Origin of the sequence: Clostridium sp. BIOML-A1, from assembly GCF_009874105.1 — a bacterium.
In the GTDB taxonomy this organism is placed as follows: domain Bacteria; phylum Bacillota; class Clostridia; order Lachnospirales; family Lachnospiraceae; genus Coprococcus.
In genome coordinates, this window is sequence record NZ_WWTL01000005.1 from 1 (window position 1) to 25,554 (window position 25,554).

19 protein-coding genes are annotated in these 25,554 nt (G+C 43.3%); 17 read left to right on the top strand and 2 right to left on the bottom strand.

Annotated elements, in window-relative coordinates; all coding sequences use genetic code 11:
* Positions 1–3,114, top strand: a 3,114-nt coding sequence (locus tag GT641_RS05270; RefSeq protein ID WP_161116993.1) for a DUF5979 domain-containing protein, incomplete at its 5' end; no start/stop codon positions are given.
* Positions 3,115–3,426: 312 nt separating this feature from the next.
* Here the strand turns inward: GT641_RS05270 and GT641_RS05275 are convergent.
* Entirely contained in the window at positions 3,427–4,755 is a 1,329-nt protein-coding gene (locus GT641_RS05275) for an MATE family efflux transporter (RefSeq protein WP_161116994.1), read from the bottom strand.
* A 281-nt stretch (positions 4,756–5,036) separates the two neighbouring features.
* Between GT641_RS05275 and GT641_RS05280 the strand changes: the two genes are divergently transcribed.
* The 13 genes from GT641_RS05280 to GT641_RS05340 all read left to right on the top strand — a co-directional run bounded on the left by GT641_RS05280 (position 5,037) and on the right by GT641_RS05340 (position 20,918).
* On the top strand, positions 5,037–6,443 hold the full coding sequence (locus GT641_RS05280; RefSeq protein ID WP_161116995.1) for a L,D-transpeptidase family protein: 1,407 nt from the start codon (positions 5,037–5,039) through the stop codon (positions 6,441–6,443).
* Between the two features lie 89 nt (positions 6,444–6,532).
* Entirely contained in the window at positions 6,533–7,798 is a 1,266-nt protein-coding gene (gene hflX, locus GT641_RS05285; RefSeq protein ID WP_161117075.1) for a GTPase HflX, read from the top strand.
* 114 nt (positions 7,799–7,912) lie between these two features.
* Positions 7,913–10,246: a hypothetical protein gene (locus GT641_RS05290; protein ID WP_161116996.1), complete on the top strand. Its 2,334-nt coding sequence runs from the start codon at positions 7,913–7,915 to the stop codon at positions 10,244–10,246.
* 26 nt (positions 10,247–10,272) lie between these two features.
* Positions 10,273–11,040, top strand: coding sequence for a type I 3-dehydroquinate dehydratase (gene aroD, locus GT641_RS05295; RefSeq protein WP_161116997.1), 768 nt, complete (start codon positions 10,273–10,275; stop codon positions 11,038–11,040).
* Between the two features lie 101 nt (positions 11,041–11,141).
* Positions 11,142–12,677, top strand: coding sequence for an aminotransferase class I/II-fold pyridoxal phosphate-dependent enzyme (locus GT641_RS05300; RefSeq protein ID WP_161116998.1), 1,536 nt, complete (start codon positions 11,142–11,144; stop codon positions 12,675–12,677).
* An 87-nt stretch (positions 12,678–12,764) separates the two neighbouring features.
* Positions 12,765–13,391, top strand: coding sequence for a dTMP kinase (tmk, locus tag GT641_RS05305; protein WP_044945510.1), 627 nt, complete (start codon positions 12,765–12,767; stop codon positions 13,389–13,391).
* 19 nt (positions 13,392–13,410) lie between these two features.
* Entirely contained in the window at positions 13,411–14,403 is a 993-nt protein-coding gene (locus GT641_RS05310; protein WP_161116999.1) for a DNA polymerase III subunit delta, read from the top strand.
* Positions 14,403–15,311, top strand: coding sequence for a stage 0 sporulation family protein (locus GT641_RS05315; protein ID WP_161117000.1), 909 nt, complete (start codon positions 14,403–14,405; stop codon positions 15,309–15,311). The genes GT641_RS05310 and GT641_RS05315 overlap by 1 nt, the downstream gene beginning before the upstream one ends.
* Entirely contained in the window at positions 15,304–16,059 is a 756-nt protein-coding gene (locus tag GT641_RS05320; protein ID WP_008401653.1) for a tRNA1(Val) (adenine(37)-N6)-methyltransferase, read from the top strand. Before GT641_RS05315 ends, GT641_RS05320 begins: the two co-directional genes overlap by 8 nt.
* A gap of 24 nt (positions 16,060–16,083) precedes the next feature.
* Complete coding sequence (rsmI, locus tag GT641_RS05325) at positions 16,084–16,923, top strand: 16S rRNA (cytidine(1402)-2'-O)-methyltransferase (RefSeq protein WP_161117001.1); 840 nt, start codon at positions 16,084–16,086, stop codon at positions 16,921–16,923.
* 103 nt (positions 16,924–17,026) lie between these two features.
* Positions 17,027–17,779, top strand: coding sequence for an A24 family peptidase (locus GT641_RS05330; protein ID WP_119963643.1), 753 nt, complete (start codon positions 17,027–17,029; stop codon positions 17,777–17,779).
* A gap of 109 nt (positions 17,780–17,888) precedes the next feature.
* The gene (locus GT641_RS05335; protein WP_161117002.1) at positions 17,889–19,523 is read left to right on the top strand and encodes a class I adenylate-forming enzyme family protein; all 1,635 of its coding nucleotides are present in this window, start codon (positions 17,889–17,891) and stop codon (positions 19,521–19,523) included.
* Between the two features lie 129 nt (positions 19,524–19,652).
* Complete coding sequence (locus GT641_RS05340; protein ID WP_179960555.1) at positions 19,653–20,918, top strand: diaminopimelate decarboxylase; 1,266 nt, start codon at positions 19,653–19,655, stop codon at positions 20,916–20,918.
* A 117-nt stretch (positions 20,919–21,035) separates the two neighbouring features.
* Here the strand turns inward: GT641_RS05340 and GT641_RS05345 are convergent, their stop codons facing one another.
* Positions 21,036–21,554, bottom strand: a complete 519-nt coding sequence (locus GT641_RS05345) for a peptidylprolyl isomerase (protein WP_021944557.1) — start codon at positions 21,552–21,554, stop codon at positions 21,036–21,038.
* A 144-nt stretch (positions 21,555–21,698) separates the two neighbouring features.
* Here GT641_RS05345 and mltG point away from each other — a divergent pair, with 144 nt between their 5' ends.
* The 3 genes from mltG to GT641_RS05360 form a co-directional block, all read left to right on the top strand.
* The gene (gene mltG / locus GT641_RS05350) at positions 21,699–22,751 is read left to right on the top strand and encodes an endolytic transglycosylase MltG (protein WP_044945499.1); all 1,053 of its coding nucleotides are present in this window, start codon (positions 21,699–21,701) and stop codon (positions 22,749–22,751) included.
* Between the two features lie 142 nt (positions 22,752–22,893).
* Complete coding sequence (locus GT641_RS05355; RefSeq protein WP_161117004.1) at positions 22,894–24,639, top strand: FHA domain-containing protein; 1,746 nt, start codon at positions 22,894–22,896, stop codon at positions 24,637–24,639.
* 88 nt (positions 24,640–24,727) lie between these two features.
* Positions 24,728–25,554, top strand: an 827-nt coding sequence (locus GT641_RS05360) for a DUF6382 domain-containing protein (RefSeq protein WP_243143698.1), incomplete at its 3' end; no start/stop codon positions are given.

Sequence of the window (25,554 nt, forward strand, 5' to 3'; positions counted from 1 at the left end):
GTAGTCGAAACTGTAGCAGGAATCACAGGTTATACATTGACAACCAGCCACAAGGTAGGAAGTGGAAGTAAAGTTGATGGCAAGACAGCAACAGCAGCCGTACCAAATGGCGGAACAGCAGAAGTAGTATTTACAAACAACTACAAGAAGCAGGTCGGCAGCCTGAAGCTGACAAAGACAGTAAGTGGAGACAAGACGCTTGCGGATGTAGCAGCGGATATCAGCTTTAAGATCACAGGCCCAGACAGCTACAGCAAGACCGTAACCGGAGCAGAACTGTTAACAGCAGGCGGCAGTGTACAGATTGATGGCCTTGCAGTAGGTGACTACACAGTAGTCGAAACTGTAGCAGGAATCACAGGTTATACATTGACAACCAGCCACAAGGTAGGAAGCGGAAGCAAAGTTGACGGAAAGACAGCAACGGCAGCTGTAACAGATGGAGCAACCAGCAACATAGAGTTTGTAAACAATTACAAGAAGCAGGTCGGCAGCCTGAAACTGACAAAGACAGTAAGTGGAGATAAGACACTCACAGATGTAGCATCAGATATCAGCTTTGAGATCACAGGCCCAGACAGCTACAGTAAGACCGTAACCGGAGCAGAACTGTTAACAGCAGGCGGCAGTGTACAGATTGATGGCCTTGCAGTAGGTGACTACACAGTAGTCGAAACTGTAGCAGGAATCACAGGTTATACATTGACAACCAGCCACAAGGTAGGAAGCGGAAGCAAAGTTGATGGCAAGACAGCAACAGCAGCCGTACCAAACGGCGGAACAGCAGAAGTAGCATTTACAAACAACTACAAGAAGCAGGTCGGCAGCCTGAAGCTGACAAAGACAGTAAGTGGAGACAAGACGCTTGCGGATGTAGCAGCGGATATCAGCTTTAAGATCGCCGGATCAAACGGATATAGCAAGACGATAGCCGGAACAGAACTGGATGCAAGCGGAAGTTATACGATTAATAATCTTGCAAAAGGAACTTATACGGTGAAAGAGACTGTGACCGGATCAACAGGTTATACAGTCACTACTACTTACAAAGTAGATGGTGGAAGTACAGAAGCCGGAGCAACAGCAACGGCAGCCGTACCAAACGGCGGAACAGCAGAAGTAGCATTTACAAACAACTACAAGAAGCAGGTCGGCAGCCTGAAGCTGACAAAGACAGTAAGTGGAGACAAGACGCTTGCGGATGTAGCAGCGGATATCAGCTTTAAGATCACAGGCCCAGACAGCTACAGCAAGACCGTAACCGGAGCAGAACTGTTAACAGCAGGCGGCAGTGTACAGATTGATGGCCTTGCAGTAGGTGATTACACAGTAGTCGAAACTGTAGCAGGAATCACAGGTTATACATTAACAACCAGCCACAAGGTAGGAAGCGGAAGCAAAGTTGACGGAAAGACAGCAACGGCAGCTGTAACAGATGGAGTAACCAGTAACGTAGAGTTTATAAACAATTATGCAGAGAATCCGGGAAGCCTGAAGCTGACAAAGACAGTAACAGGAGATAGAAGCTTTGCAGATGTAAAAGCAACTATTAGCTTTGAGATCGCCGGACCAAATGGCTACAGTGAGACAGTATCAGGAACACAACTTGATACAAGCGGTAGTTACACGATCGATAATCTTGCAAAAGGAACTTATACGGTGAAAGAGACGACTACCGGACCAAACGGCTATACAGTCACTACTACTTACAAAGTAGATGGTGGAAGTACAGAAGCCGGAGCAACAGCAACGGCAGCCGTACCAAATGGCGGAACAGCAGAAGTAGCATTTACAAACAACTATAAGAAGCAGGTCGGTAGCCTGAAGCTGACGAAGACAGTAAGTGGAGACAAGACACTCACAGATGTAGCATCAGATATCAGCTTTAAGATCACAGGCCCAGACAGCTACAACAAGACCGTAACCGGAGCAGAACTGTTAACAGCAGGCGGCAGTGTACAGATTGATGGCCTTGCAGTAGGTGACTACACAGTAGTCGAAACTGTAGCAGGAATCACAGGTTATACATTGACAACCAGCCACAAGGTAGGAAGCGGAACCGAAGATAATGGCGATACAGCAACAGCAACTGTAGCAGATGGAACAACGATCGATGTCGAGTTCATAAACGATTACGCTAGAGAACTTACCTCTGTAACAGTTAAGAAGATATGGAACGATAATAACAATAAAGCCAATAAACGTGCACCATTTGTAAGCGTACAGCTTTATGCAGGAACAGCCGTTTCTGGTGTAGCAGCTCGGTTGGATGAGAATAATTCATGGACGCATACATGGACAAATCTTCCAAAGTATGATGATGCCGGACAGTTAATCTCATATAGCGTCAAGGAATTAAATGTACCGGCTGAATATACAGACAGCGTAACGACAGATCCTGTAACAGGCGAGATAACGATTACAAATACAAGAGTTGGAACTAAGGGCAAACTTGTACTTACAAAGATGGTTGTTGGTTCTGTAGATAAGACTACAGCAGCTAGCGCGATCGAGTTCAAGATTACAGATGAAGCCGGAAATGTCGAGACATATTCATTGAATGATTTCAAGTATGATGTGACTACAAAGCAGTATACATTGGAACTTGAAAAACCTGCTGGCAAATATACAGTAGAAGAAACCAAGTATGATATCGATGGATATGAGACCAAGAGCATCAAGTATGCGATTGGTACAGGACTTCAGAAGGATGGTAAGACAGTAGATGTTCAGGTAGAGATAGATGAGACAGTAGATGTAACATTTGTGGATACCTACGATGAGACCACAACTACAGAGACAACCACCGAAGATACTTCTGAGACGACAACTACGGAGACAACCACTGAAGATACTTCTGAGACGACAACTACGGAGACAACCACTGAAGATACTTCTGAGACAACAACCACAGAAAATACAACTGAGGCTACATCGGAGAAGACTACAGAAGTAACAACTACAGAGACAACAACAGAAACGACGACAGAGGAGACAGTAGATAAGCCAAAGACAGGTGATGATTCACCGATAGCTTTCCTTCTTATTATGATGTCAGTATCACTTGCGGGAGCAGGAACTGTTGTCTATAAGAAACGTAAGAATCAGAAATAATATCTGATAGCAAGCAAAAATAAGACGCCGGACTGTCATAATTGACAGCCCGGCGTCTTTCGATAAGATTATCATATATATAAATAAGACAAGCCTGTCTGTGATGATGGCTGCTGTGATCAGTAATGACATTCATGTAGTTTCGTAATGAGATACACTCTAGCTGTCAGCATCAAGCCCTTGTTTGAACCCGTAAGGGTGAGTTGGGGCGACTGCTGACAAATAAGCGGGTGTATCGAATAGAAACTACATGAATGTCATAACTGATCACAGTAAGCCGTTATTACAGATAGGCTTTTATATATGGTGATGTTATGCGAATATCTTATCAACAGGCTTTGCGACATACATAATGGTAAGCATCAGCGTGCAGGCAGCCCAGATGATAGGTTCGGTGATCGCTACGCCCAGATATCCGAGGGCAGGTGCCAAGAACATAACAGCAAGGATCTTTCCGACCATTTCGATCGTACTGGAAAGCACGGGAACAATCTTTCTTCCCATACCCTGCATAGCACAGCGAAGTACGAACAATGGTCCGAGTACATAGAAACAGCACATGCTGATTCGGATATACATAACAGCTGGATCGATTACAGCTGCGTCGCTTGTTCCGGCAACCAGACGGAGCAGAAGCGGAGCGGTTGGGAAACCGACCAGAATAATAAGTGTGGTTGCGATCGTATTTATAAGGATGCCGGCACGGATACCGGATTTTACACGGTCGATCCTTTTGGCACCGATGTTCTGACTGACAAAGGTTGTAACTGCGTTTCCGATAATATAGAGAGCTACATCGAGGATATCGAAGATCTTTCTTGCTGCGGTATGTGCAGTAATGATATTTGTACCTAGCTTATTGATAGAACTCTGTAAGGTAACAGTACCTATATTTACGATACAGCTCATGAATCCCATGGCGAGAGCGGATTGTACCAGATCGCTAAAATCTGTATGGTCAACTCTGTATTCATCTTTTTTAGGGATCAGAAAGTCACATTTTGTGAAGATGTATATAAAACATGCAACACCGGCAACTGCCTGCGAGATAACTGTAGCGATAGCTGCTCCGGCAACACCTGAATGGAAGCCCTGGATAAATAACAGATCCAGTCCGATGTTCAGCACAACTGCGATGCCAAGGAAGATCAATGGGGTCTTGCTGTCACCGACAGCACGTAGCAGATTTGCACCAAAATTATAAATTGCTGAAAAGATAAGTCCTGCTAAAATGTATTTGACGTACTTGTCAGCCATATGTATAATTTCCTCAGGTGTACCAAGAAGCACAAGGAGGTCATATATAAACAGAAGTCCAACGATCGTAAGAACGATGGAAGTAACAAAGGTGAGAATTGCTGAGACACCGATACATTTTCGCATGTTTTTCTGATCCTGAGCACCGAAATACCGGGCGATCGGGATCGATAAGCCGAGCGTGGCGCTGTTCAGAAATCCGATCAGTGTATTCGAGATGACATTGGTTGCTCCAACGGCTGCAAGCGCATCGGGATTGATACAGTTTCCGACAATGGCAGAATCACAGAAGCTATAGAACTGCTGTGCAATCTGTCCGAGAATCATTGGAAGGGCATAGAGCCATATTACTTTTATTGGTTTTCCTTCGGTTAAATCTTTCATATTATATAACTTGCAGAACGCCATCAGACGCTGCTTTCTCCTTTCGTACTATTGAATTATATACATTTTTGGGAAAGTGTAAAGAGAAGTAAACATAAAAAAAGGTACAGAAAATTTACAATCAGATTTGGTGAAAATGACAGATTGTGGAAGAAAATGAAAATTGCTGCATGAAAATGGATAGATATATCATGGATTATGCAGTATGATATGTAAGATAAGTTTAGGTTTTATCGGAAATAATGTATGTTAGAATAAAAAGTTAGAAGGATTGGATACGAATGAAAAAAGATAATCAGAAAGATGAAAAGATATCTAATAAAGAAGAAAGTAGTCGGCAGAGATTGAAAGGTTTATCCTTTATAAAGGCATTTTTGTTTTTTGCTGTTTATATAGCAATATTGGTCTTGGTAGGGGTGCAGGCGGTATCCAGATCCGGGGAGACAAATAAAAAGAAGATTTCCATATATAAAGAAGCAACGCCGACGGATGCAGATACCGATATAGAAGGTGTGACAAAAAATGAGAAAGAAAATACAAAAGATCATCTGGAACTTGCTCAGCCGGCAGAATTAAAGAAGGTAGATGCTGTTTCTGCCGGACAGGACTATAATGGCATAGATCTGAAAGACAATGGAATGCCATATGCCATAAAGATTAATCGTAAAGAGAATATTGTTACAGTATACAGTCTGGATTCGGATGGTTTTTATACAGTTCCGGTTAAGGCATTTCGATGTTCGGTATCCCTGGATGATACGACACCGGCAGGCTTATTTACAACAACAGAGAAGCGGTTGGAATGGGCGATTCTGCAAGGAAATGTATACGGACAGTATGCTTACCAGATTCATGAGGGAATTTATTTCCATTCCGTTCCTTATACAGAAAAGGGAAGCGATAAACTTGAGACATGGGAATATAATAAGCTCGGAGAAGGGGCATCGCTTGGATGTATCCGTATGTGTGTGGCGGATGTGAAATGGATCTATGAGAATTGTATGCCGGGAACACAGGTATACTTATTCGACAGTGATTATCCGGGACCGCTTGGCAGACCACAGCAGCCATATGTTTTTACTGAGACAGATGATACTGGCTGGGATCCGACAGATACGACGCCGGGCAATCCGTTTGCCGGAACGGCGGCGATATATGGAGCGGTAAGCCATAGCATTGAAGTGGGAGAGCCGTTTGACAGTAAGACAGGTGTTCTTGCATTTTCATCAGATATGGAGAATGTAACGGATCGGCTCATGGTAGAAGGAACAGTAGACAACCAGACACCGGGTGAATATAAATTATCTTATTACTTTTATGATAATGGAAAGAAAATATTACGGGATATCTATATTACGGTCAAGGACACGGAACCTCCTGTTATTACGGAAGCACCGGATGAACTGCACCTGAGAGGTTGTCATGGGGATGCAGATGAACTGGCAGCTTTGATCGCGCGAAATGTTACAGCCTTTGATGGTGATAAGAAGATCATCTCATACGATGTGATCCCACAGACGGAGGAAGCCGGGGTAGACGATGACCGGACAACAGAGAATCCGGTTCTTGTGATAGACCTGACAGGTGTACAGGAGACACCGGGAACATATGAAGTATCCTGTTATGCGAAAGATACCGCAGATAACCGATCAACCGTGTGGAAGATAACGATTGCTTTAGAGGAATAGAGAAGGACAGCAGAAAGCTGAAAAAGAAGAGAGGTTAGAAGTTGGATATTCGATCAGAAAATGATAAAAAAAGCGGTTATGAAGTGCAGATGGAAGCAGAAGAACGAGTGATCGTATTTGCAGTAGCCTCCGGTGGAGTATCGGTAGAGGATACAGAGAAATCACTGGATGAACTGGAGGAACTTCTGGAAACCGCAGGGGCAGCTACAGTCGGAAGACTAATCCAGAGTCTGGATTGTGCAACAAGTGATCTATATCTTGGCAGTGGTAAGGTAGAAGAACTGCGAAGCATGGTCGCTATGTATGATGCGACAGGCGTCGTCTGTGATGACGAGTTATCACCGGCACAGTTGATGAACCTTCAGGATGCACTTAATATAAAAGTAATGGACAGAACGATGGTTATTCTGGATATATTTGCCGCACATGCCGGAAGCTATGAAGGAAAGCTGCAGGTAGAGCTGGCACAGCTCAGATTCCGGGCGACCAGACTGGTAGGTATGCGTGATTCCCTGTCGAGACTTGGTGGAGGAATCGGAACCAGAGGTCCCGGTGAGAAGAAGCTGGAGATCGACCGTCGAGTGATAAGAGACAGGATCTCGAAGCTGAAAGCGGATCTTCGTCAGGTAGAGGGCAGACGGACAGAACAGAGAAAGCAGCGGAACAGGACGGGGATTCCGGTTGTAAGTATTGTAGGATATACAAATGCCGGCAAGTCAACTCTGTTAAATAAGCTGACGGGCGCAGGTGTTTTGGAAGAAGATAAGTTATTTGCAACGCTTGATCCGGCAACGAGAAATGCTGTACTTCCCGCCGGACAGCAGGTGCTGTTCACGGATACAGTAGGATTTATCCGCAAGCTGCCACACCATCTGGTGGAGGCATTCAAGTCGACACTTGAGGAGGCGAAGTACAGTGATGTAATCCTCCATGTTGTGGATGCGTCCGACCCGAACTGGGATCGGAATATGGAGACGGTCTATGCGACACTCAGACAGTTAAATGTAGATGAGGAAAAGGATCATCCGATTATTACAGTGTTCAACAAGATCGATAAACTATCGGAGAATGAGGATATATCGATGATCAAGGACCTTCGCGCAGATCGTATGGTATATTTGTCGGCAAAGACCGGTGCTGGAATCGATGATCTGCTGGTACAGGTTGAAGAAGTTCTGCGGGAGCAGAAGACATATATCCGGCATACATTTGCTTATCAGGATGCGGGGAAGCCGGGATTGATAAGGAAATATGGCGAAGTTCTGACGGAAGAATATCTGGAGGACGGAATCTTTGTTGAAGCATATGTTCCAAAGAGCCTGATCGGTCAGCTTGGTTTGGATAAAAATCTTTGACAAATCCTCTGTTTTCTACTAATGTAGGAATTGTCGGAGTTAATATAGAATAAACATGAAAACGAAGCAGATGGATGATCTGCTATATATTCATCAGAACGAAAGGAAAATGAGATGGACGAAAATAATATGAATCAGGGATTCCCGGAGAATCCGAATGGTGCTGACGGCGGTATGAATGATCAGACACCGGAAAACAATATGTCATATGGTTATAATGCAGATTCGAACATGGGTGCATACAATAACATGAATGGCTATAATGCAGATCCGAACACGGGTGCATACAATAACATGAATGGCTATAATGCAGATCCGAACACGGGTGCATACAATAACATGAATGGTTATAATGCAGATCCGAACATGGGATATGCACAGACGGACATGAATGAATTTGGTGATCAGACACCATATCAGGCAACTGTGCCAAAGAAGAAAAAAGGTGGAAAGATCGCATTATTTACATTTATAGGTGTTGTGTTGGTTGCAGCGATTATTACTGCAGTTTATTTCTTTGTAAGAAAGACTCCTGCCGAGGCAATTAAGGAGGCAATGAAGAATACAGTTACCGAGTCGGTAGATTCATCACCGTTAGAAGATGTAATCGGCGTATCAGAGTTCAGTGAAGATAAGATGGATTTTGATATGAACCTGAAGGTGAACAGTATTTATAAAATGGATGGTTTATCCGGATCTACATACGGAATAAGCGGAGCATTTGAGAAGCAGAAGGATAATTCATATAATCTGAATTTGAACGGTTCCCTGACTATTGCCGGCGAGACCGTAAACGCAAATCTTTATGGAATTGACAAGGTTTTCTATTTTGAGCTTCCTGAGTTGTATGATTCTGTGTTCAAGATGGATCTTGCGGTTATGCTGAAATCACTTGATACATCAGATATGGACGAAGCAACCCAGAATGAAGTAAAGGCGCTGTATGAGAAGTATATGGAGCCTGCTACAGAGGATTTGAAGAAAGCAGTTACCTATGACAGAGTAGGAAGCGCAGAGATCGAGAAGCACAACGGCGACAAGGAAAAATGTAAGCAGTATACAGTTACACTTCCGACTGCTGATGTAAAGGCGTATGTGACAGCACTCTGTAATTATCTGAATGCTTATGCATCTGATTATATTACAGATGATCAATTAGATGAGATCGGAGTTACAAGAGCTGAATTATCACAGGCATTTCAGTACATTCCAACTTATTATGGAATGATGTTTTCAAAAGATTTTGTTGTAAATATATATGTTAAGAAGAATCAGTTAGCAAGAATCAGTATGGATTATAAGTTTACTGCTCTTGGTGGAACTGCATCTGTTGTATGGGATTACATGGGTGAAGAACACCCGGCGGATGATGTTTATTTCTGTGCATCCGTAAAGAAGGACGAGAAGGAACTCGGATCTGTATCATTCAGTAAGAAGAAAGAGAACACAAAGGACTCTTATGTATATAAATTAACAGACAGCGTTGTTGTAAATGATAAGGCTGTTGCCGGTCTGGAACAGACAGCAACCTTCACAAAATCGACAAATGCATTTGAAAGTCATCTGACATTGACTGCAAATGATGAGGCTGTATTTGCATATGATCTGACAGGAAGCCTGAAGGATGTCCGGAAGGGTAAATCCTTTGGCGCAACAGTTGATTCGTTTAAGGTTACGGATGGTGGCGATACCGTATATGCGGATCTTTCCGGTGATGTACAGTTTGGTGATCTTGGAAAAGAGATCGGGAAGCCGGACGAATCCAAGCAGGTTGTAGATTATACTGAGATGACAGATGAATATATGGAATCAAATATCAATCAGGAAGCAGCACAGAGGATTGTGTCAGCATGGAGTTCAGCACTTGGTTCCGCAGTCGATAACGGAGATATAGACATTGACGATTTTATTACATCGGATGCAACTACTGATGATGGTGACAATGATGATGAATATGTAATTGACAGTTCTTCCATTGATGATGTAGATTATTCCGGTTATGTCATGAAGGGTGAGGGCTATACAGTTGCCCTGAATGATCCGGCGGGTTACGACAGAGGATATGCAGATAATGAAGAGATAGATATCTACAATGACAAATATAATGCATATTATACATTGACACCGAACTGCGACAAAGAGAAGGAATGCGAGAACTTTATGACATATTTTGACTATCTTGGAGAAGATGGCAGCGTTCTTGATAAAAAGATGGAGCAGGTGACCGGAACTGATGGCAAGACAATGGACTGTTATGTAATAGATTCAGATATCTATGATATAAAGGTTCGTGATTATTACTATTTCTATCCGATCAACGATAAAGATTATATAGTTGTAAATGTAAATGTCTGGGCAAACGGAAAGGATCAGGAGGTTGATGCCGATATCACAGCCATCGCCAATGAGCTTGTCAATGACCAGATCATAAATGTACAGGAGCAGTAGGATAAAGGTATTCCGGGAGCACATATATGAATGTTGTAGAAGTAAAAAATGTAAGAATCGGTGAGGGTATGACAAAGATTTGTGTACCTATGGTAGCACCGACTGAGTATGATGTGGATATGCAGATACGAACGATCAAGAAATCTAAGACGGATCTGGTAGAATTCAGAGCAGACTGTTTTGAGGATTGTCTGGATATGGATGTATTGATAAAAATACTTGAGAAGATTCAGGATAAGTTAGCAGAGTTTCCGATCGTATTCACATTCCGGACCAGAAGTGAAGGCGGAAGTCATGATATTACACCGGATCAGTACAGAGAAATGTTGTTACGAGTGGTTGAAAATGAACTGGTTGATCTGATCGATGTTGAATATTTCTATGATATTCCTTTTGTTACAGAAGTAATTGAAGCAGCGCATGATCATGGTATCAAGGTGGTTGTATCCAATCATGATTTCAAGACGACGATACCGATGGAACAGATTGTGGGCAGATTCAAGGAAATGATAGACACAGGTGCAGATATTGCGAAGATCGCAATGATGCCTGAGGATGGCTCACAGGTTGTCGACATGATGCAGGCTGCAAAGGAATTGCAGGAGTATGGGAATCAGACACCGCTTATCGTTATCTCTATGGGTGAGCTTGGCGTATCAACCAGAACAACCGGAGAAATGTATGGCAACTGCATCTCATTTGCAACTGCGGGTATTCCTTCTGCACCGGGCCAGATCGATGTGGAAGCACTTCGCAGTCAGCTTGAGATGATCCACAATATAATCGGCAGCTAGAGATGAAGGATGGAGACTGGATAGTTTTATTTGCAGAGGACAGAGAATTTCTGCGGATAAGATTCTCCGGTCTTTATTCTTATAGAACAGGAGAGATTGGCTTGAAAGAATATATTAATAAATATCTGGACAGATACAATAAAAGAGACTATTATCCCTGGCATATGCCGGGCCATAAAAGGCAGGATGTATTTGCGGATGATTTCTGGGAGATATTATTCCGCCGGGATTTTACGGAGGCGGAAGGACTGGACGACCTTCATGAACCGGAGCTGTTCATGAAGGACAGTCTGGAGCAGATGAGACGATTCTACGGCACAGAGAAGACATATATGATGGTGAATGGTGCGACCGGTGGGATATTGGCAGCACTCTTTGCATGTGCACCGGAGCACGCAAGGATTCTGATGGGAAGAAACTGTCACAAATCTGTCTGCCATGCAGTAAGTCTGTTGAATCTGGAACCGGAGTACATCGTGCCGGAGCTTTTGCCGGGAACAGATATATTTGCAGATATTACACCGGAGCAAATCGAGCAGAAGATACAGGAGATGAAGCAGAGAGGTGAGCTGCCTTCTGCTGTGGTTATCACTTCGCCGACTTATGAGGGTGTGATCTCGGATATCTGCGGAATTAAGAATGTGCTTGTTCCGTATGATATCCCATTGATTGTGGATGAAGCACATGGAGCACATCTTCCGTTTATGCCGAAGCGGAATCTGTCAGCAGTTGCGGCAGGAGCGGATCTGGTTATCCAGAGCACACATAAGACACTTCCGGCATTGACGCAGACCGCACTTCTTCATGTGAATCGGAAAGATCTGATTCCGAGGGTGGAACGCTATCTGCATATTTTTCAGACATCATCACCATCGTATCTGTTCACACAGAGTATGGAGAAAGCGGTCGTATATGCAGTGAATCACCCGGAAGTATTTGACGCATATCGAAAACGGCTAAAGCATTTTAGAAAAAAATGTAAGGAATTGAAGCATATCAGACTGTTACAACCGAAGCAGACATGTTATGCTTATGATAAATGTAAGCTGGTATTCACAGTGACGGGCATATACCCGGAGAATATGGATAATACAGATGGCCAAAAGTATGAAAAGGCGACCGGCCCATGGCTTGCCCATGTACTGGCAGAGAACTTTCATCAGGTGGTTGAGATGGCAGGAGCACAGCATGTGATCGTTATGACATCATTTGCGGATAAGAGAAAAGCGTTTGATCGTCTGTATGAGGTCTTAAAACAGATAGATTCAGAACTGGAAGAGGCGTCTGATGAAGCGGGAAGAGATGCGATCCGGGAATATGATACAGATTTGACACTACCGGAGACGGAGGATGCCGTTTTGTTTAATACAAGGTTTCATCTGCCGGAGCAGATTATGACGCCGGGCAGGGCGTGGACATTTGACAGTAGCAGAAAGAAGCTGACAGAGGCAGAAGGATGCACAGCGGCTGATTATGTGTATGCGTATCCACCGGGAACTTCGGTTATCGTACCTGGTGAGAGGATTGACGCGCAGGTGATCCGGGATATCATACATATGGTGGAAACCGGGCTTAACATGATCGGAGTGGAATGTCCACCGGATGGTATATATATACAGGTTATAAAAATGTTATAGTACAATAACATTTGGGACTGCCAAAAGGGTTCGGTAATTGGATCCGGATTGGCGATATGATAAAACAGATAAAGGAGTATGGAACATATGCAGGGAATATTTATAACGATGGAAGGACCGGACGGAGCCGGCAAGACAACACAGATCGAGCTGTTAAAGGACTATCTGAATAAAAAAGGATATGACGTACTCATTACCAGAGATCCGGGCGGAAATGCGGTTAGCGAAGCGATCCGTGAAGTCATTTTGAATAAAGATTTTACAGAGATGGGATATATGACAGAGTTGTTATTATATGCGGCAGCGAGAGCACAGCTTGTAAAAGAGAATATCAAGCCGGCATTATCTGCAGGCAAGGCAGTTATCGCTGATCGTTTCGTAGATTCGTCAGCTGTATATCAGGGAATTGGACGTGGGCTCGGAATTGATACTGTTTATAAGGTGAATGAATTTGCCTTACAGGGTATCCTGCCGGATATGACATTTTTAATGGATCTGGATGCGGAAGCCGGCATTGCCAGAAAGAAAAACCAGGCAGAGCTTGATCGTATGGAGCAGGAAAGTCTGGAGTTCCATAAGAAGGTTGTCGAGGGTTACAGATGCCTTGCTGAGATGAATCCTGACCGTATCGTAAAAGTTGATGCGGCTTTGCCAAAAGAAGCAATACATGATATAATAATTTCGTATGTAGAAAAATGGCTGGCAAGACCATAGCATAAGCAAGGAGAAGAGCATGATAGAATTTTCTGAAATTATCGGACATGAAGATATAATCCAGCATTTTAAGAGAAGTATAGAGATGGGAAAGGTATCCCAGGGCTATATTATAAATGGAGAAGAAGGCAGTGGTAAAAAGACTCTGACGCGTGCCATAATCAAGACTCTGGAGTGTGAAGAAGGCGGAACGGAGCCATGCTGCAGGTGCAAATCATGCAAGCAGATGGATACGGATAATCAGCCGGATGTTACATGGGTCACACATGACAAACCAAATGTGATCTCTGTAGAGGAAATCCGTGATCAGGTAAATAAGGATATAACGATCAAACCGTATAGCAGCCGGTATAAGATCTATGTGATCGACGATGCACAGCTTTTAAATGCAAATGCACAGAATGCTCTGCTTAAGACGATTGAGGAGCCACCGGAGTATGCGATCATTTTCCTGTTGACCAGCAATATTGACAAGATTCTTCCGACGATCATTTCCAGATGTATCGTACTGAATATTAAGCCTGTCAGAGAGCGGGATGTACTGGACTATCTGATGAATGAGCTGAAGCTTCCAAAGGAAAAAGCGGATTTCTGTATGGACTTTGCACAGGGTAATCTGGGTAAGGCGATCCGACTTGCGACCAGTGACGAATACAAGGAAATCATAGAGGATGTAACAGGTGTTCTTCGCAAGATTCCGGATATGACAGTCGACGATATTATGTTTGCGATCAAGAATATGAACCATCACAAGTTAAAGATCGGTGATTATATTGATCTGATGATGATGTGGTATCGCGATATCCTGATGTTAAAGATCACCGGAAATGCCGGACGGCTGATGTTCAAGGAATATTATACGGATATCCGCAAGCAGTCATCCCACATCTCCTATGAGGGAATTGAGGATGTCTTAAAGGCAATGGATAAGGCGAAGATCCGTCTGGAAGCAAATGTTAACTTTGATGTGGCTATGGAACTTATGCTTCTGACTATAAAGGAGAATAAATAATGAAAGAGATCATTGGAGTTCGGTTCAGACCGAATGGTAAGATTTATTTCTTTTCACCGGGAGACCATGATGTTGAGTGTGGACAATTTGTTATCGTAGAAACTGCCCGTGGTGTAGAATTCGGAAAAGTTGTATTGGGTAAGCGGAACATAGACGATGGTAAGATCGTATCCACTTTAAAGACGATCATAAGAGTAGCTACTGATGAAGATAAGAAAAGACACGAAGATAATAAAGAAAAGAGCAAGAAGGCATTTGCTATCTGTAAAGAGAAGATTGCAAAACATAAGCTTGATATGAAGCTGATCGAGGCCGAGTATACATTTGACAATAATAAAGTACTGTTCTACTTTATTGCAGATGGAAGAATTGATTTCCGTGAACTGGTAAAGGATCTGGCATCTGTATTCAAGACAAGGATCGAGCTCCGTCAGATCGGTGTTCGTGATGAGACGAAGATGGTTGGCGGTATCGGTATCTGTGGCAGGGAGCTGTGCTGCCATGAGCATTTGTCAGAGTTCGTTCCGGTATCGATCAAGATGGCAAAGGAACAGAATCTGTCATTGAACCCGACAAAGATATCCGGAGTATGCGGAAGACTGATGTGCTGTCTGAAACATGAACAGGACACATATGAGTATCTGAATGAGAAGCTTCCAAATGTCGGAGATTTTGTTCGGACAGTGGATGGAAATAAGGGTGAAGTCTTATCTGTAAGCGTACTTCGTCAGAAAGTAAGGATCGTGGTTACGGATAAGGATGATAATAAAGAGGTTATGGAGTATCCGGTCAGTGAACTGAAGTTCAAACCGAAGAAACGAAGAAATACAGAGCGTATCAGTGACGAGGAATATAAAGCACTGGAGGCGCTGGAAGATAAGGGAGGAAAATCCAAATTTGATGATTGATCTTCTCCCTGATGAACGTATAGATGATCTGCAATGCAAGGGGTATCAGATCATACAGAATCCCAATATGTTCTGCTTTGGCATGGATGCTGTACTGCTGGCAAATTTTGTAAAGCACAGACGGGATGGCATGTACATGGATCTTGGAACGGGAACCGGTGTTATACCGATCCTGCTGGCAGCAAAGGAACCGCCTGACGGAACCTGTCAGTTTGTCGGTCTGGAGATTCAGGATGCCTGTGCAGAGATGGCAGGAAAGAGTGTCAGATTAAATGATCTGGAACAGAAGGTTCGAATCGATCATGGAGATATCAGAGAGGTCTCCTGTAATTACAGGAAGGCCTCTTTTGATATCGTTACATCGAATCCGCCGTATATCAGCGGGAATCATGGACTGACAAATCCTGACGAGCCGAAGAATATTGCCAGACATGAGATCTGCGTGACGCTTTCAGATGTGATAGAGGCAGCGGCATATCTGCTGAAACCGGGTGGCAGCTTCTATATGATACATAAGCCGTTCCGGCTGGCAGAGATTTTTGAAGGGCTGCTGGCAAATGGACTGGAACCGAAACGGATGCAGCTTATTCATCCATATATTGATAAAGAACCGAATATGGTGATCGTAGAGGGCGTAAAGGGCGGTAATTCCAGAATCAAGATCGAGCCGCCGCTGATCGTCTACAAAGAACCGGGTGTTTACACGGAGCAGCTTCTCGATACATATGAAGGGGAAGCAAAGAAATAAAACAGACAGAACAGGAGAATCTACATGGCAGGTATATTATATCTGGTCGCTACGCCGATCGGGAATCTCGAAGATATGACATTCCGGGCGGTACGCACACTGTCAGAGGTGGATCTGATCGCAGCAGAGGATACGAGAAACAGTATCAAGCTGTTAAATCATTTTGAGATAAAAACACCGATGACCAGTTACCATGAATTTAATAAATATGATAAAGCAAAGGTTCTGGTGGACAAGCTTCTTACAGGAACAAATATTGCAGTTATAACGGATGCCGGAACACCGGGTATCTCAGATCCGGGTGAGGAACTGGTACGGCAGGCACTTGCGGCAGGAGTGACGGTAACAGCAGTACCGGGGGCATGCGCCTGTATCACGGCACTGATCTCATCGGGACTGCCGACCAGACGGTTTGCATTTGAAGCATTTCTGCCACAGGATAAGAAAGAAAAGGCAGAGGTTCTTGCAGAGTTAAAGGATGAGACCAGAACGATGGTGATCTATGAAGCACCACACCGATTACAGAAGACACTTACGGAATTATTTGATACACTTGGCGACCGGAAGATTACACTTTGCCGGGAACTTACGAAACGGCATGAAACAATCGAGCAGTTCGTGTTGTCAGAGGCAATCAATTATTATGAAGAGCATGAACCGAGGGGCGAATATGTAATGGTGATCGAGGGAATGGATGTGGCTGCGGCAAAAGCAGAGAGACAGCAGGAGTTCCTTTCGATGACGATAGAGGAACATGTCGCTATGTATGAGGAACAGGGCATGACGAAAAAGGACGCGATCAAACAGGCGGCAGCAGACCGTGGCGTTCCAAAGCGTGAAGTATATAATGTGGTTATGCGATAGAAATAAACAGTTGTAAAGCTCATGCCGGAATTATTCATGAGAGATAGAAATGATGATTTGCAGGCAGTTATAAACAGATGAAAGGTGAAAGGGGTATAAACATATGGCGTGGTTGGAGATATCAGGAACAGTTGGCAGGGTGGCAGCCTGCCTCGGATTTTTTATTGCAGGTATGGCGATTTTCTATCTGTTGACAAAGGTGATCTACCGGATACCGGAGAAGCAGCAGTTAGAGCGGCTGCACGAACCGGGAAAATTCAGAAATGCAGGGATTGTTATATTTGGCGGTGTGGCAGCGGTTTTATTTACCGGATTTTTCGGTATGGGATTACAGGGGATTATTTATTTTCTGTTTCTGGCAGTTCTTACCGTAGTGACCTTTATAGATATGGATACCATGGAGATCCCATTTATGCTGAATGTCATTATCTTTGTGATGGGCGTGGTATCTCTGATCCTTCAGTTCGTGTCGGATGCAGTTCCGGGATCTGAGTTTCTTGCAATGGATGAGGTTACGATCGTATCCAGACTGATCGGAATGATCTGTATCAGCCTTCCTTTATATCTGATCGTTCTGTTTATTCCGGAAGGCTTTGGCGGCGGAGATATCAAGCTGATGTTCGCTGCCGGCTTCTTACTTGGCTGGAAAGCAACAGTGGTCGGTTTCTTTATCGGTTTGATCCTTGGCGGAATCTATGGTGTGATCTGTCTGGTTCGCAGAAGTCATGGTAAAAACGACCATTTTGCATTTGGCCCGTTCTTAAGCGTGGGGCTTGCGATTGCACTTTTCTGTGGAAATATCATCATGAATCATTACATCGATTTTATAAAAGCGGCTATGAATCCTGAGATATAGAAAAAACTGCTTGTGTATTCAAGGGAGATTGAGTATACTAAAGGGTATGGATGTTTAACGCGTTAAAGCGTTTGAGCGAAAAAGTTACAATGTATGGAGGAATATGGAAATGCCGATTATAGATTATCTGGAAAGAAATGCCAGAGAATTCGGGGATGACGTAGCACTGGTTGAGATTAATCCTGATGTCACAGAGACAAGGAGAGTGACATGGAGAGAATATGAGCTGATCGAGGCGAATCCAACCTGTCAGTATAGAAGAGAGATCACATGGAATGTATTTAACGAGAAAGCAAATCGTTTTGCAAATCTTCTGGTCTCCAGAGGAATCCGGAAAGGAGATAAGATCGGTATACTGATGATGAACTGTCTGGAATGGCTTCCGATCTATTTTGGAGCATTAAAGACAGGAGCTTTGGCAGTACCGCTTAATTTCCGTTATGATGCAGAGGAGATCAAATACTGTGTAGAGCTTGCAGATGTGGATGTTCTGGTATTCGGTCCGGAATTTATCGGACGAGTAGAAACAGTTGTAGATGAGATTGCAGAGAAGCGTATTTTGTTATACGCCGGTGGTAACTGTCCGACATTTGCAGAGGACTATGATAAGCTTACGGCAAACTGTTCCAGTACCTTTGAGAAAAGAGATATCAAGGACAGCGACGATGCGGCAATTTATTTTTCATCAGGAACTACGGGTTTCCCGAAAGCAATCTTACATAACCATGAGAGCCTGATGCATGCAGCTACGGTGGAACAGAAGCACCATGGACAGACAAAGGATGATGTATTCTTATGTATTCCGCCTTTATATCATACAGGGGCAAAGATGCATTGGTTCGGAAGCCTGATCACAGGCGGAAAAGCAGTTCTGTTAAAGGGCGTTAATGCAAAGACTATTCTTCAGACCGTATCAGATGAACAGTGTACCATTGTATGGCTGTTAGTACCATGGGCACAGGATCTGTTGCTGGCATTAGAATCAGGTGAAGTAAAATTATCGGATTATAAGCTGGATCAGTGGAGACTGATGCATATCGGAGCACAGCCGGTTCCACAGAGCCTGATCAAACGTTGGAAAGAATACTTCCCACATCATCAGTATGATACGAACTATGGTCTGTCAGAGTCTATCGGACCGGGCGCGGTACATCTGGGTGTTGAGAATATCGATAAAGTCGGTGCGATCGGCGTTCCGGGATATGGATGGCAGGTGCGCATTGTAGATGAAGATGGTAAAGATGTGAAGCAGGGAGATGTCGGAGAACTGATATTAAAAGGTCCCGGTGTTATGACCTGTTATTATAAGAATCCGGAAGCAACGGCTGAGACATTAAAAGACGGATGGCTGTATACCGGAGATATGGCGGAACAGGACGCAGATGGATTTATCTATCTGGTTGACCGTAAGAAGGATGTCATCATCAGCGGTGGTGAGAATATCTACCCGGTACAGATTGAGAATTTCTTAAGTAAATATCCGAAGATCAAGGATGTAGCTGTTATCGGACTTGCGGATCCGAGACTCGGTGAGATTACAGCGGCAATTATTGAGACAAAGGATGGCGTGGAATGTACCGAAGATGAAATCAATGAATTTTGTAAGGAACTTCCAAGATATAAGAGACCAAGAAGGATTATTTTTGAGGATGTACCGAGAAATGCAACCGGTAAGATCGAGAAGCCGCTCCTTCGTAAGAAGCATAAGAGCGATAACCTTGTTGCAGCCGAGAATAATGCATAAAGAGATCACAGATCGTGGCATTATACAGATAGAGAAAGCAGAATCTGATATGTGTTCTTTACAAACTCAGATGTGTGTGCTTAAATATATAGTCGGAATCACAAAATACAACAGGAAGGTAAGATAATCATGAAGACACCATTTGTAACAAAAGCACAGGTTGATGAGATGATTAAGAAATACCCAACACCATTTCATCTTTATGACGAAAAAGGAATCAGAGAAAATGCAAGAAAGTTATATCAGGCATTTTCATGGAATAAGGGATTTAAGGAGTTCTTTGCGGTAAAGGCGACTCCAAATCCTACTATTCTTCGTATCTTAAAGGAAGAGGGATGCGGTACGGACTGCTCATCACTGACAGAGCTTATGATGTCAGATAAACTGGGATTTACCGGAGACGAGATCATGTTTTCATCCAATGATACGCCGGCAGAAGAATTTGTTCTTGCTAAGAAGCTTGGTGCAACGATCAATCTGGATGATTTCACACATATTGACTTCCTTGAAAAGACAGCAGGAATTCCTGAGAAGATCTGCTGCAGATATAATCCGGGTGGAACCTTCTCTATTTCCACAACAATCATGGACAACCCCGGAGATGCCAAGTATGGTATGACCAAGGATCAGATCATTGAGGCGTATCGTATCCTGAAGGGCAAAGGTGTAAAGAGATTTGGAATGCATGCATTTCTTGCAAGCAATACAGTGACGAATGACTACTATCCGGTTCTTGCAAGAACCTTATTTGAGGTAGCGGTTGAGATTAAGGAAAAGACAGGCGTAAAGCTTGACTTTATCAATCTGTCAGGCGGCGTAGGTGTTCCGTATACACCGGATAAAGAGCCGAATGATATACTTGCGATCGGCGAAGGCGTAAGAAAGGTATACGAGGAGATCCTGGTTCCTGCAGGAATGGGTGATGTAGCCCTTTACACAGAGCTTGGACGATTCATGCTGGCTCCTTATGGCCATTTGATCACAACAGCGATTCATGAGAAACATACACATAAGGAATATATCGGTGTAGATGCATGTGCAGTTAATCTGATGCGGCCTGCTATGTATGGTGCATATCACCATATTACAGTTCTTGGTAAAGAGAATGAACCATGCGACCACAAATACGATGTAACAGGTTCGCTGTGTGAGAATAATGATAAATTTGCGATTGATCGTATGCTTCCAAAGATCGATATGGGAGATGTTCTGGTAATTCATGATACAGGTGCACATGGCTTTGCAATGGGATATAACTATAACGGCAAGCTGAAATCCGCAGAGGTTCTCCTCTGTGAAGACGGCAGTACCAAACTGATCCGCAGGGCAGAGACACCGGATGATTATTTTGCTACATTAGACGGCTTCTGGAATGTGGATCTGAACGAAAAATAAGTTCATCTGAGCCGGTTGAGAATCGTTGTGCCGGGTTACAGAAAAAAGCAAAAAAACAGTCATTTTGGAGAAATATTTGTTTCCAAAATGGCTGTTTTAGTTTATACTGAATTTTAGTCAGGCTTTTTCAGGTTCCGGGTAATCAATACCAAATGTGTCAACAGTTACGGAAGCCATTTTCTGTTCTTTTACAGGACGATCACCGTAAGTTGTCCGGGTTGTTGCAATCTTATTTACAACATCCATTCCTTCGATTACTTTGCCAAATGCAGCGTATGCACCGTCTAAATGAGGAGCGGCCTTGTGCATGATAAAAAACTGGGAACCTGCAGAATCCGGTCGCATGGAACGAGCCATGGAGAGAACACCTTCAGTGTGCTTCAGGTCGTTCTTGAAGCCATTCTGTGAGAATTCACCTTTAATGCTATAGTTTGGTCCGCCCATTCCGGTTCCTTCCGGGCATCCGCCCTGAATCATGAAACCATTGATGATACGGTGAAAGTTCAAACCATTGTAAAAGCCTTTTTTTACGAGTGAGATAAAGTTATTAACTGTATTAGGAGCAATGTCCGGGTACAGCTCAGCCTTTATAACATCACCGTTTTCCATTGTAATTGTTACTATTGGATTTGCCAAAATAAATCGCATCCTTTCATTTATGATGAGGCTATCATATCATTACAGGCTTTACAAAGTCAATGTTGGATGCATTGTTTTGGGTTGGGGTATATTTTTTATTGGGGAATAAAAAGTTACAGACAGAAAAAGGAGAAACGCAGAGTGAAGAACGGAAAAGGTATTAAGGTAATTATTGTATTGGTCGTCGTTATTGCCCTTGTTGTGATAGGCGGATTAAAGATTAAAAATGTCTATGATGGATTTATGGATGAGTACAAGGGGACGGAGAGCGCATCGGGAACAGATGTAACGATCGAGATTCCGGAAGGAGCATCGTCAAAGAAGGTGGCAGCGATCCTGCATGACGCCGGACTGATCAAGTATGAATATGCATTTGTATTACGAGTGAAAGAATCAGAATACAGAGGACGGATCCAGCCCGGTACATTTACACTGAACACCGGAATGAGTACACTCGAGATGATAGAAGAACTTTGTTATGTAGAACCTGTCAAGGAAGTTGTTGATACACTGACGATACCGGAAGGATACAGTATCGAACAGATCGCAGCAAAATGTGAGGAGCAGGATATTTGCAGCTCGGAGGAATTCCTGAATGAAGTAAAGAACGGAAATCATCAGATCCCGTTCAGTACCGGAGACATGAATACAGATGGTGCAAAGTACGACCTTCAGGGATATCTGTTTCCGGCAACCTATGATATTTATGAAGATACGACTGCGGCAAGTCTGATTGATACGATGCTGGAAAAATTCCGGAGCGTTTATACCTCAGAATACAGTGCCAAGGCAGCAGATCTTGGATATACAGATTATCAGATCCTGATCATGGCATCAATCGTGGAACGTGAAGCAAAGATTGACAGTGAGAGACCGATCATTGCAGGTGTTATCTATAATCGTTTAAAGATCGATATGATGCTTCAGATGTGTCCGACGGTTTTGTACCCTCTGACAGACGGAATGTATGATAAGTCAGAGGTTACTTATGATGATCTGGAGATTGAATCACCATACAACACTTATAAAAATACCGGACTTCCGGTAGGGCCGATCTGCAATCCGGGTCAGGCATCGATAGAGGCTGTATTATATCCGGATGAGAACGATTATCTGTATTATCATACCAGTGATGCCGGAGATGGAAGCCATATCTTCTCATCCACATATGATGAACATATTAATACGCAGTAATGTATTGGGCAGATTGCCGATTTCTTTTTAAAAAGACTTGCGATATATGGTGAAATTATATATACTTATAGAGTATGCATGAACAATGGGATAATTTGTTACCTTATATGCACAGCAGAACGTGTGATAGGAGGATTGTTTGATGAGAAAAGTGAATTTCAAAGTAAGAAATATAGGCTCTGAAAAGTATTTGTCTTATGTTTTGGATGATGAGACAGATCTGGATGAAGAGTTGCTTGATTACCTTGATGATAATAAAATTGCAGAACTCATTGATATCATTTATGAAGAAGATGATGAGAATGATTATCTTACATACAATATAACGGACAGAACAACAGTTGGAGCACTCCTTTCAGGCACGGTACATGCAGAGATGATGCTGGGTATAATCAGAGGGGTTGCATCAGGAATTATGAATATGCGTGATCTGGGAATCCCTGTTTCATATGTTATTCTGAATAAGGATTTTACATATGTAAATCCTGTAACGTTTGATGTAAAGATGATCTGTATTCCGGTAGGATCGGATGTGGCAGCAAATGCGGAATTTAAGGCTTTTGTAAAAGGCCTGATTCTGAATGCAACATATGCGGACGATGAAGATTGTAATTATGTTGCTAAGCTTATAAATATGCTGAATGTAGAGAAGTTCACGATCAGGGGATTTGTCGGGCAATTGACAGAGTTAATGGAATCTGCAGGTATGCAGGTGGAAGAAGAATTTATGGATGTCGGTGATTCAGGTGTGGAAGTATCACAGTCAGTTGAAGTTCCACAGTCAGATACATCACTGGATGATCTTCCTGAGTTCAAGGATATTCTGTTTGACGACGATGATGACGGACTTGAGATGTACGATGAAGAACCTGCTGAGGAGAATACGATATTCAAGGATCTGGATCTGAATGAGAATACTGACAGTATCGGAAGTTCGGTAAATATGGATGTCTTTGATGAGAGCAATCTTGAGGAGCTTACTTTAGACGAAGATACAGAGATTGAAGACGATGAATCGGAAGAAATTGCAGAGGAGACGGAAGTTGCGGAAGAAGCTGCGGGTGAGATCAAAGCAGCAACAGAGATCAAGATAGAGACTCCTGAGGATGACAGAGAAGCAGAAGGTATGACAGAGATGCTGGCATCCGAAGCTGAGGAGTCAGAACAGGCATTTGACATAAAGGAAGTTGCCCATACAGCAGAGGGTGTAACTGAGATTATGGCAGAAGAAAAGAAGAAGGAAGAAAAACCGGTTCTGATCGATACACAGGATCTTGATAATCTGATCGAGAATCCACCGGTAATAAAGAATATTAGAATCAATCGTGCTAAGATCATACAGAAGGCAGTAGATGAGACGGAAATAGATGAAGCAGTTGATAATCCGACAGAGCAGATCAGAGGCGCAGGTGATGTAGATGAAGCAGATGCAAAAGAACCTGAGACACTCACGACACCGGTTGTGCCTACGGAGAAGCCGGAGGAGGAGAGTTCATCAACCGGAACCACAGTAGAACTTACAGGTGGAATGAGTGTTATAAAGGATCAGACACCTGAGGAAGAGAAGAAGCCTGCACCGGGCATACCAAAGGCGATGCCGTATATCATTAGAGTAAACACGAAAGAACGTGTGATGGTTAACAAAGCGGTATTCAAGCTTGGTAAAGCAAATCGTGGTGTTGATTTCCGAATCGATGGAAATGGTGCGATCAGCAGAGTCCATGCGATCATTTATCAGAGAGATGATGGCTGCTACCTGAAAGACAACAAAGCAACCAATGCTACATTAGTAGATGGTGTGAAGCTTGAGGAAGGCCAGGAAGTAAAACTGAAGAATGATGCTATGATCACGATCGGCGGAGAAGATTTTATTTTCAAATTAAGTTAATAAATTTATCACCTCGGGGAGGGGTGAACACGAGCAGGTAGCAATACCTGCTTTTGGTGTATAACAAGATAGAATGGAGAAAAGGGTTATGAAGAAAAACAAAGTAATACTTACAAGAACCGGCGAGGCATATACATGCAAGTATCTGCTAGATGCTGCAGATGTTGTTGATACAAAAGTGGATATGGGTATGTCCGGAAGATTTCCACAGATCATTCCATATACACTTGAGGAAAAAGAAGGACAGAGAACATTTGTATATCAGATCGGTGAACGGATGCAGATGACAGAGTTTCTGAAAAAAGAGATCAATAAGAAACAGATGCTTACATTGTTGTATAATGTATTGTCTGCGCTTGAAACATTTGGAATGAATATGATATCCCTGAGCTATGTGGCTAAGGATATTCAGTATATATTTGTCAAGCCTGAGACATTGGAGGTTTCCTTTATCGTCGCTGCAGTTGATAAAGAGATAACAGATCTGAATGAAGTCCGGGATTTCGTAAAAGCTATTATCTGTGATGCAACTTATTTTGAGATGGATAGAGATAATTATGTTGCACGTTTAATTTCATTCACAAATCGCAGAGGAACATTTTCCATCAGTGATATGAAGAAGTATGTGGATAATCTGTTGCTTGATATGGGTATCCACATCGAAGAAGAGAAAAAACAGGAAGTAAAAGAAAATAAAACGGCAGCTGATAAGGTAAGTCGTGTCGGAGTCATGCAGAATCAGGCTAAGATGTCACAGCCGGTATCTCCGATGTCAAACGGTCAGCCAATGCCGGGACGTCCGATGCCGATGCCGAATGGTCAGCCGATGCCGGGACGTCCGATGCCGATGCCGAACGGTCAGCCGATGCCGGGACGTCCGATGCCGATGCCGAACGGTCAGCCGATGCCGGGACG

Coding starts and splice junctions, on each gene's coding strand:
- GT641_RS05275 (WP_161116994.1), bottom strand. CDS start 4,755: ATGAAAGATTTAACCGAAGGAAAACCAATAAAAGTAATATGGCTCTAT.
- GT641_RS05280 (WP_161116995.1), top strand. CDS start 5,037: ATGAAAAAAGATAATCAGAAAGATGAAAAGATATCTAATAAAGAAGAA.
- hflX (WP_161117075.1), top strand. CDS start 6,533: ATGGAAGCAGAAGAACGAGTGATCGTATTTGCAGTAGCCTCCGGTGGA.
- GT641_RS05290 (WP_161116996.1), top strand. CDS start 7,913: ATGGACGAAAATAATATGAATCAGGGATTCCCGGAGAATCCGAATGGT.
- aroD (WP_161116997.1), top strand. CDS start 10,273: ATGAATGTTGTAGAAGTAAAAAATGTAAGAATCGGTGAGGGTATGACA.
- tmk (WP_044945510.1), top strand. CDS start 12,765: ATGCAGGGAATATTTATAACGATGGAAGGACCGGACGGAGCCGGCAAG.
- GT641_RS05310 (WP_161116999.1), top strand. CDS start 13,411: ATGATAGAATTTTCTGAAATTATCGGACATGAAGATATAATCCAGCAT.
- GT641_RS05315 (WP_161117000.1), top strand. CDS start 14,403: ATGAAAGAGATCATTGGAGTTCGGTTCAGACCGAATGGTAAGATTTAT.
- GT641_RS05320 (WP_008401653.1), top strand. CDS start 15,304: ATGATTGATCTTCTCCCTGATGAACGTATAGATGATCTGCAATGCAAG.
- rsmI (WP_161117001.1), top strand. CDS start 16,084: ATGGCAGGTATATTATATCTGGTCGCTACGCCGATCGGGAATCTCGAA.
- GT641_RS05330 (WP_119963643.1), top strand. CDS start 17,027: ATGGCGTGGTTGGAGATATCAGGAACAGTTGGCAGGGTGGCAGCCTGC.
- GT641_RS05335 (WP_161117002.1), top strand. CDS start 17,889: ATGCCGATTATAGATTATCTGGAAAGAAATGCCAGAGAATTCGGGGAT.
- GT641_RS05340 (WP_179960555.1), top strand. CDS start 19,653: ATGAAGACACCATTTGTAACAAAAGCACAGGTTGATGAGATGATTAAG.
- GT641_RS05355 (WP_161117004.1), top strand. CDS start 22,894: ATGAGAAAAGTGAATTTCAAAGTAAGAAATATAGGCTCTGAAAAGTAT.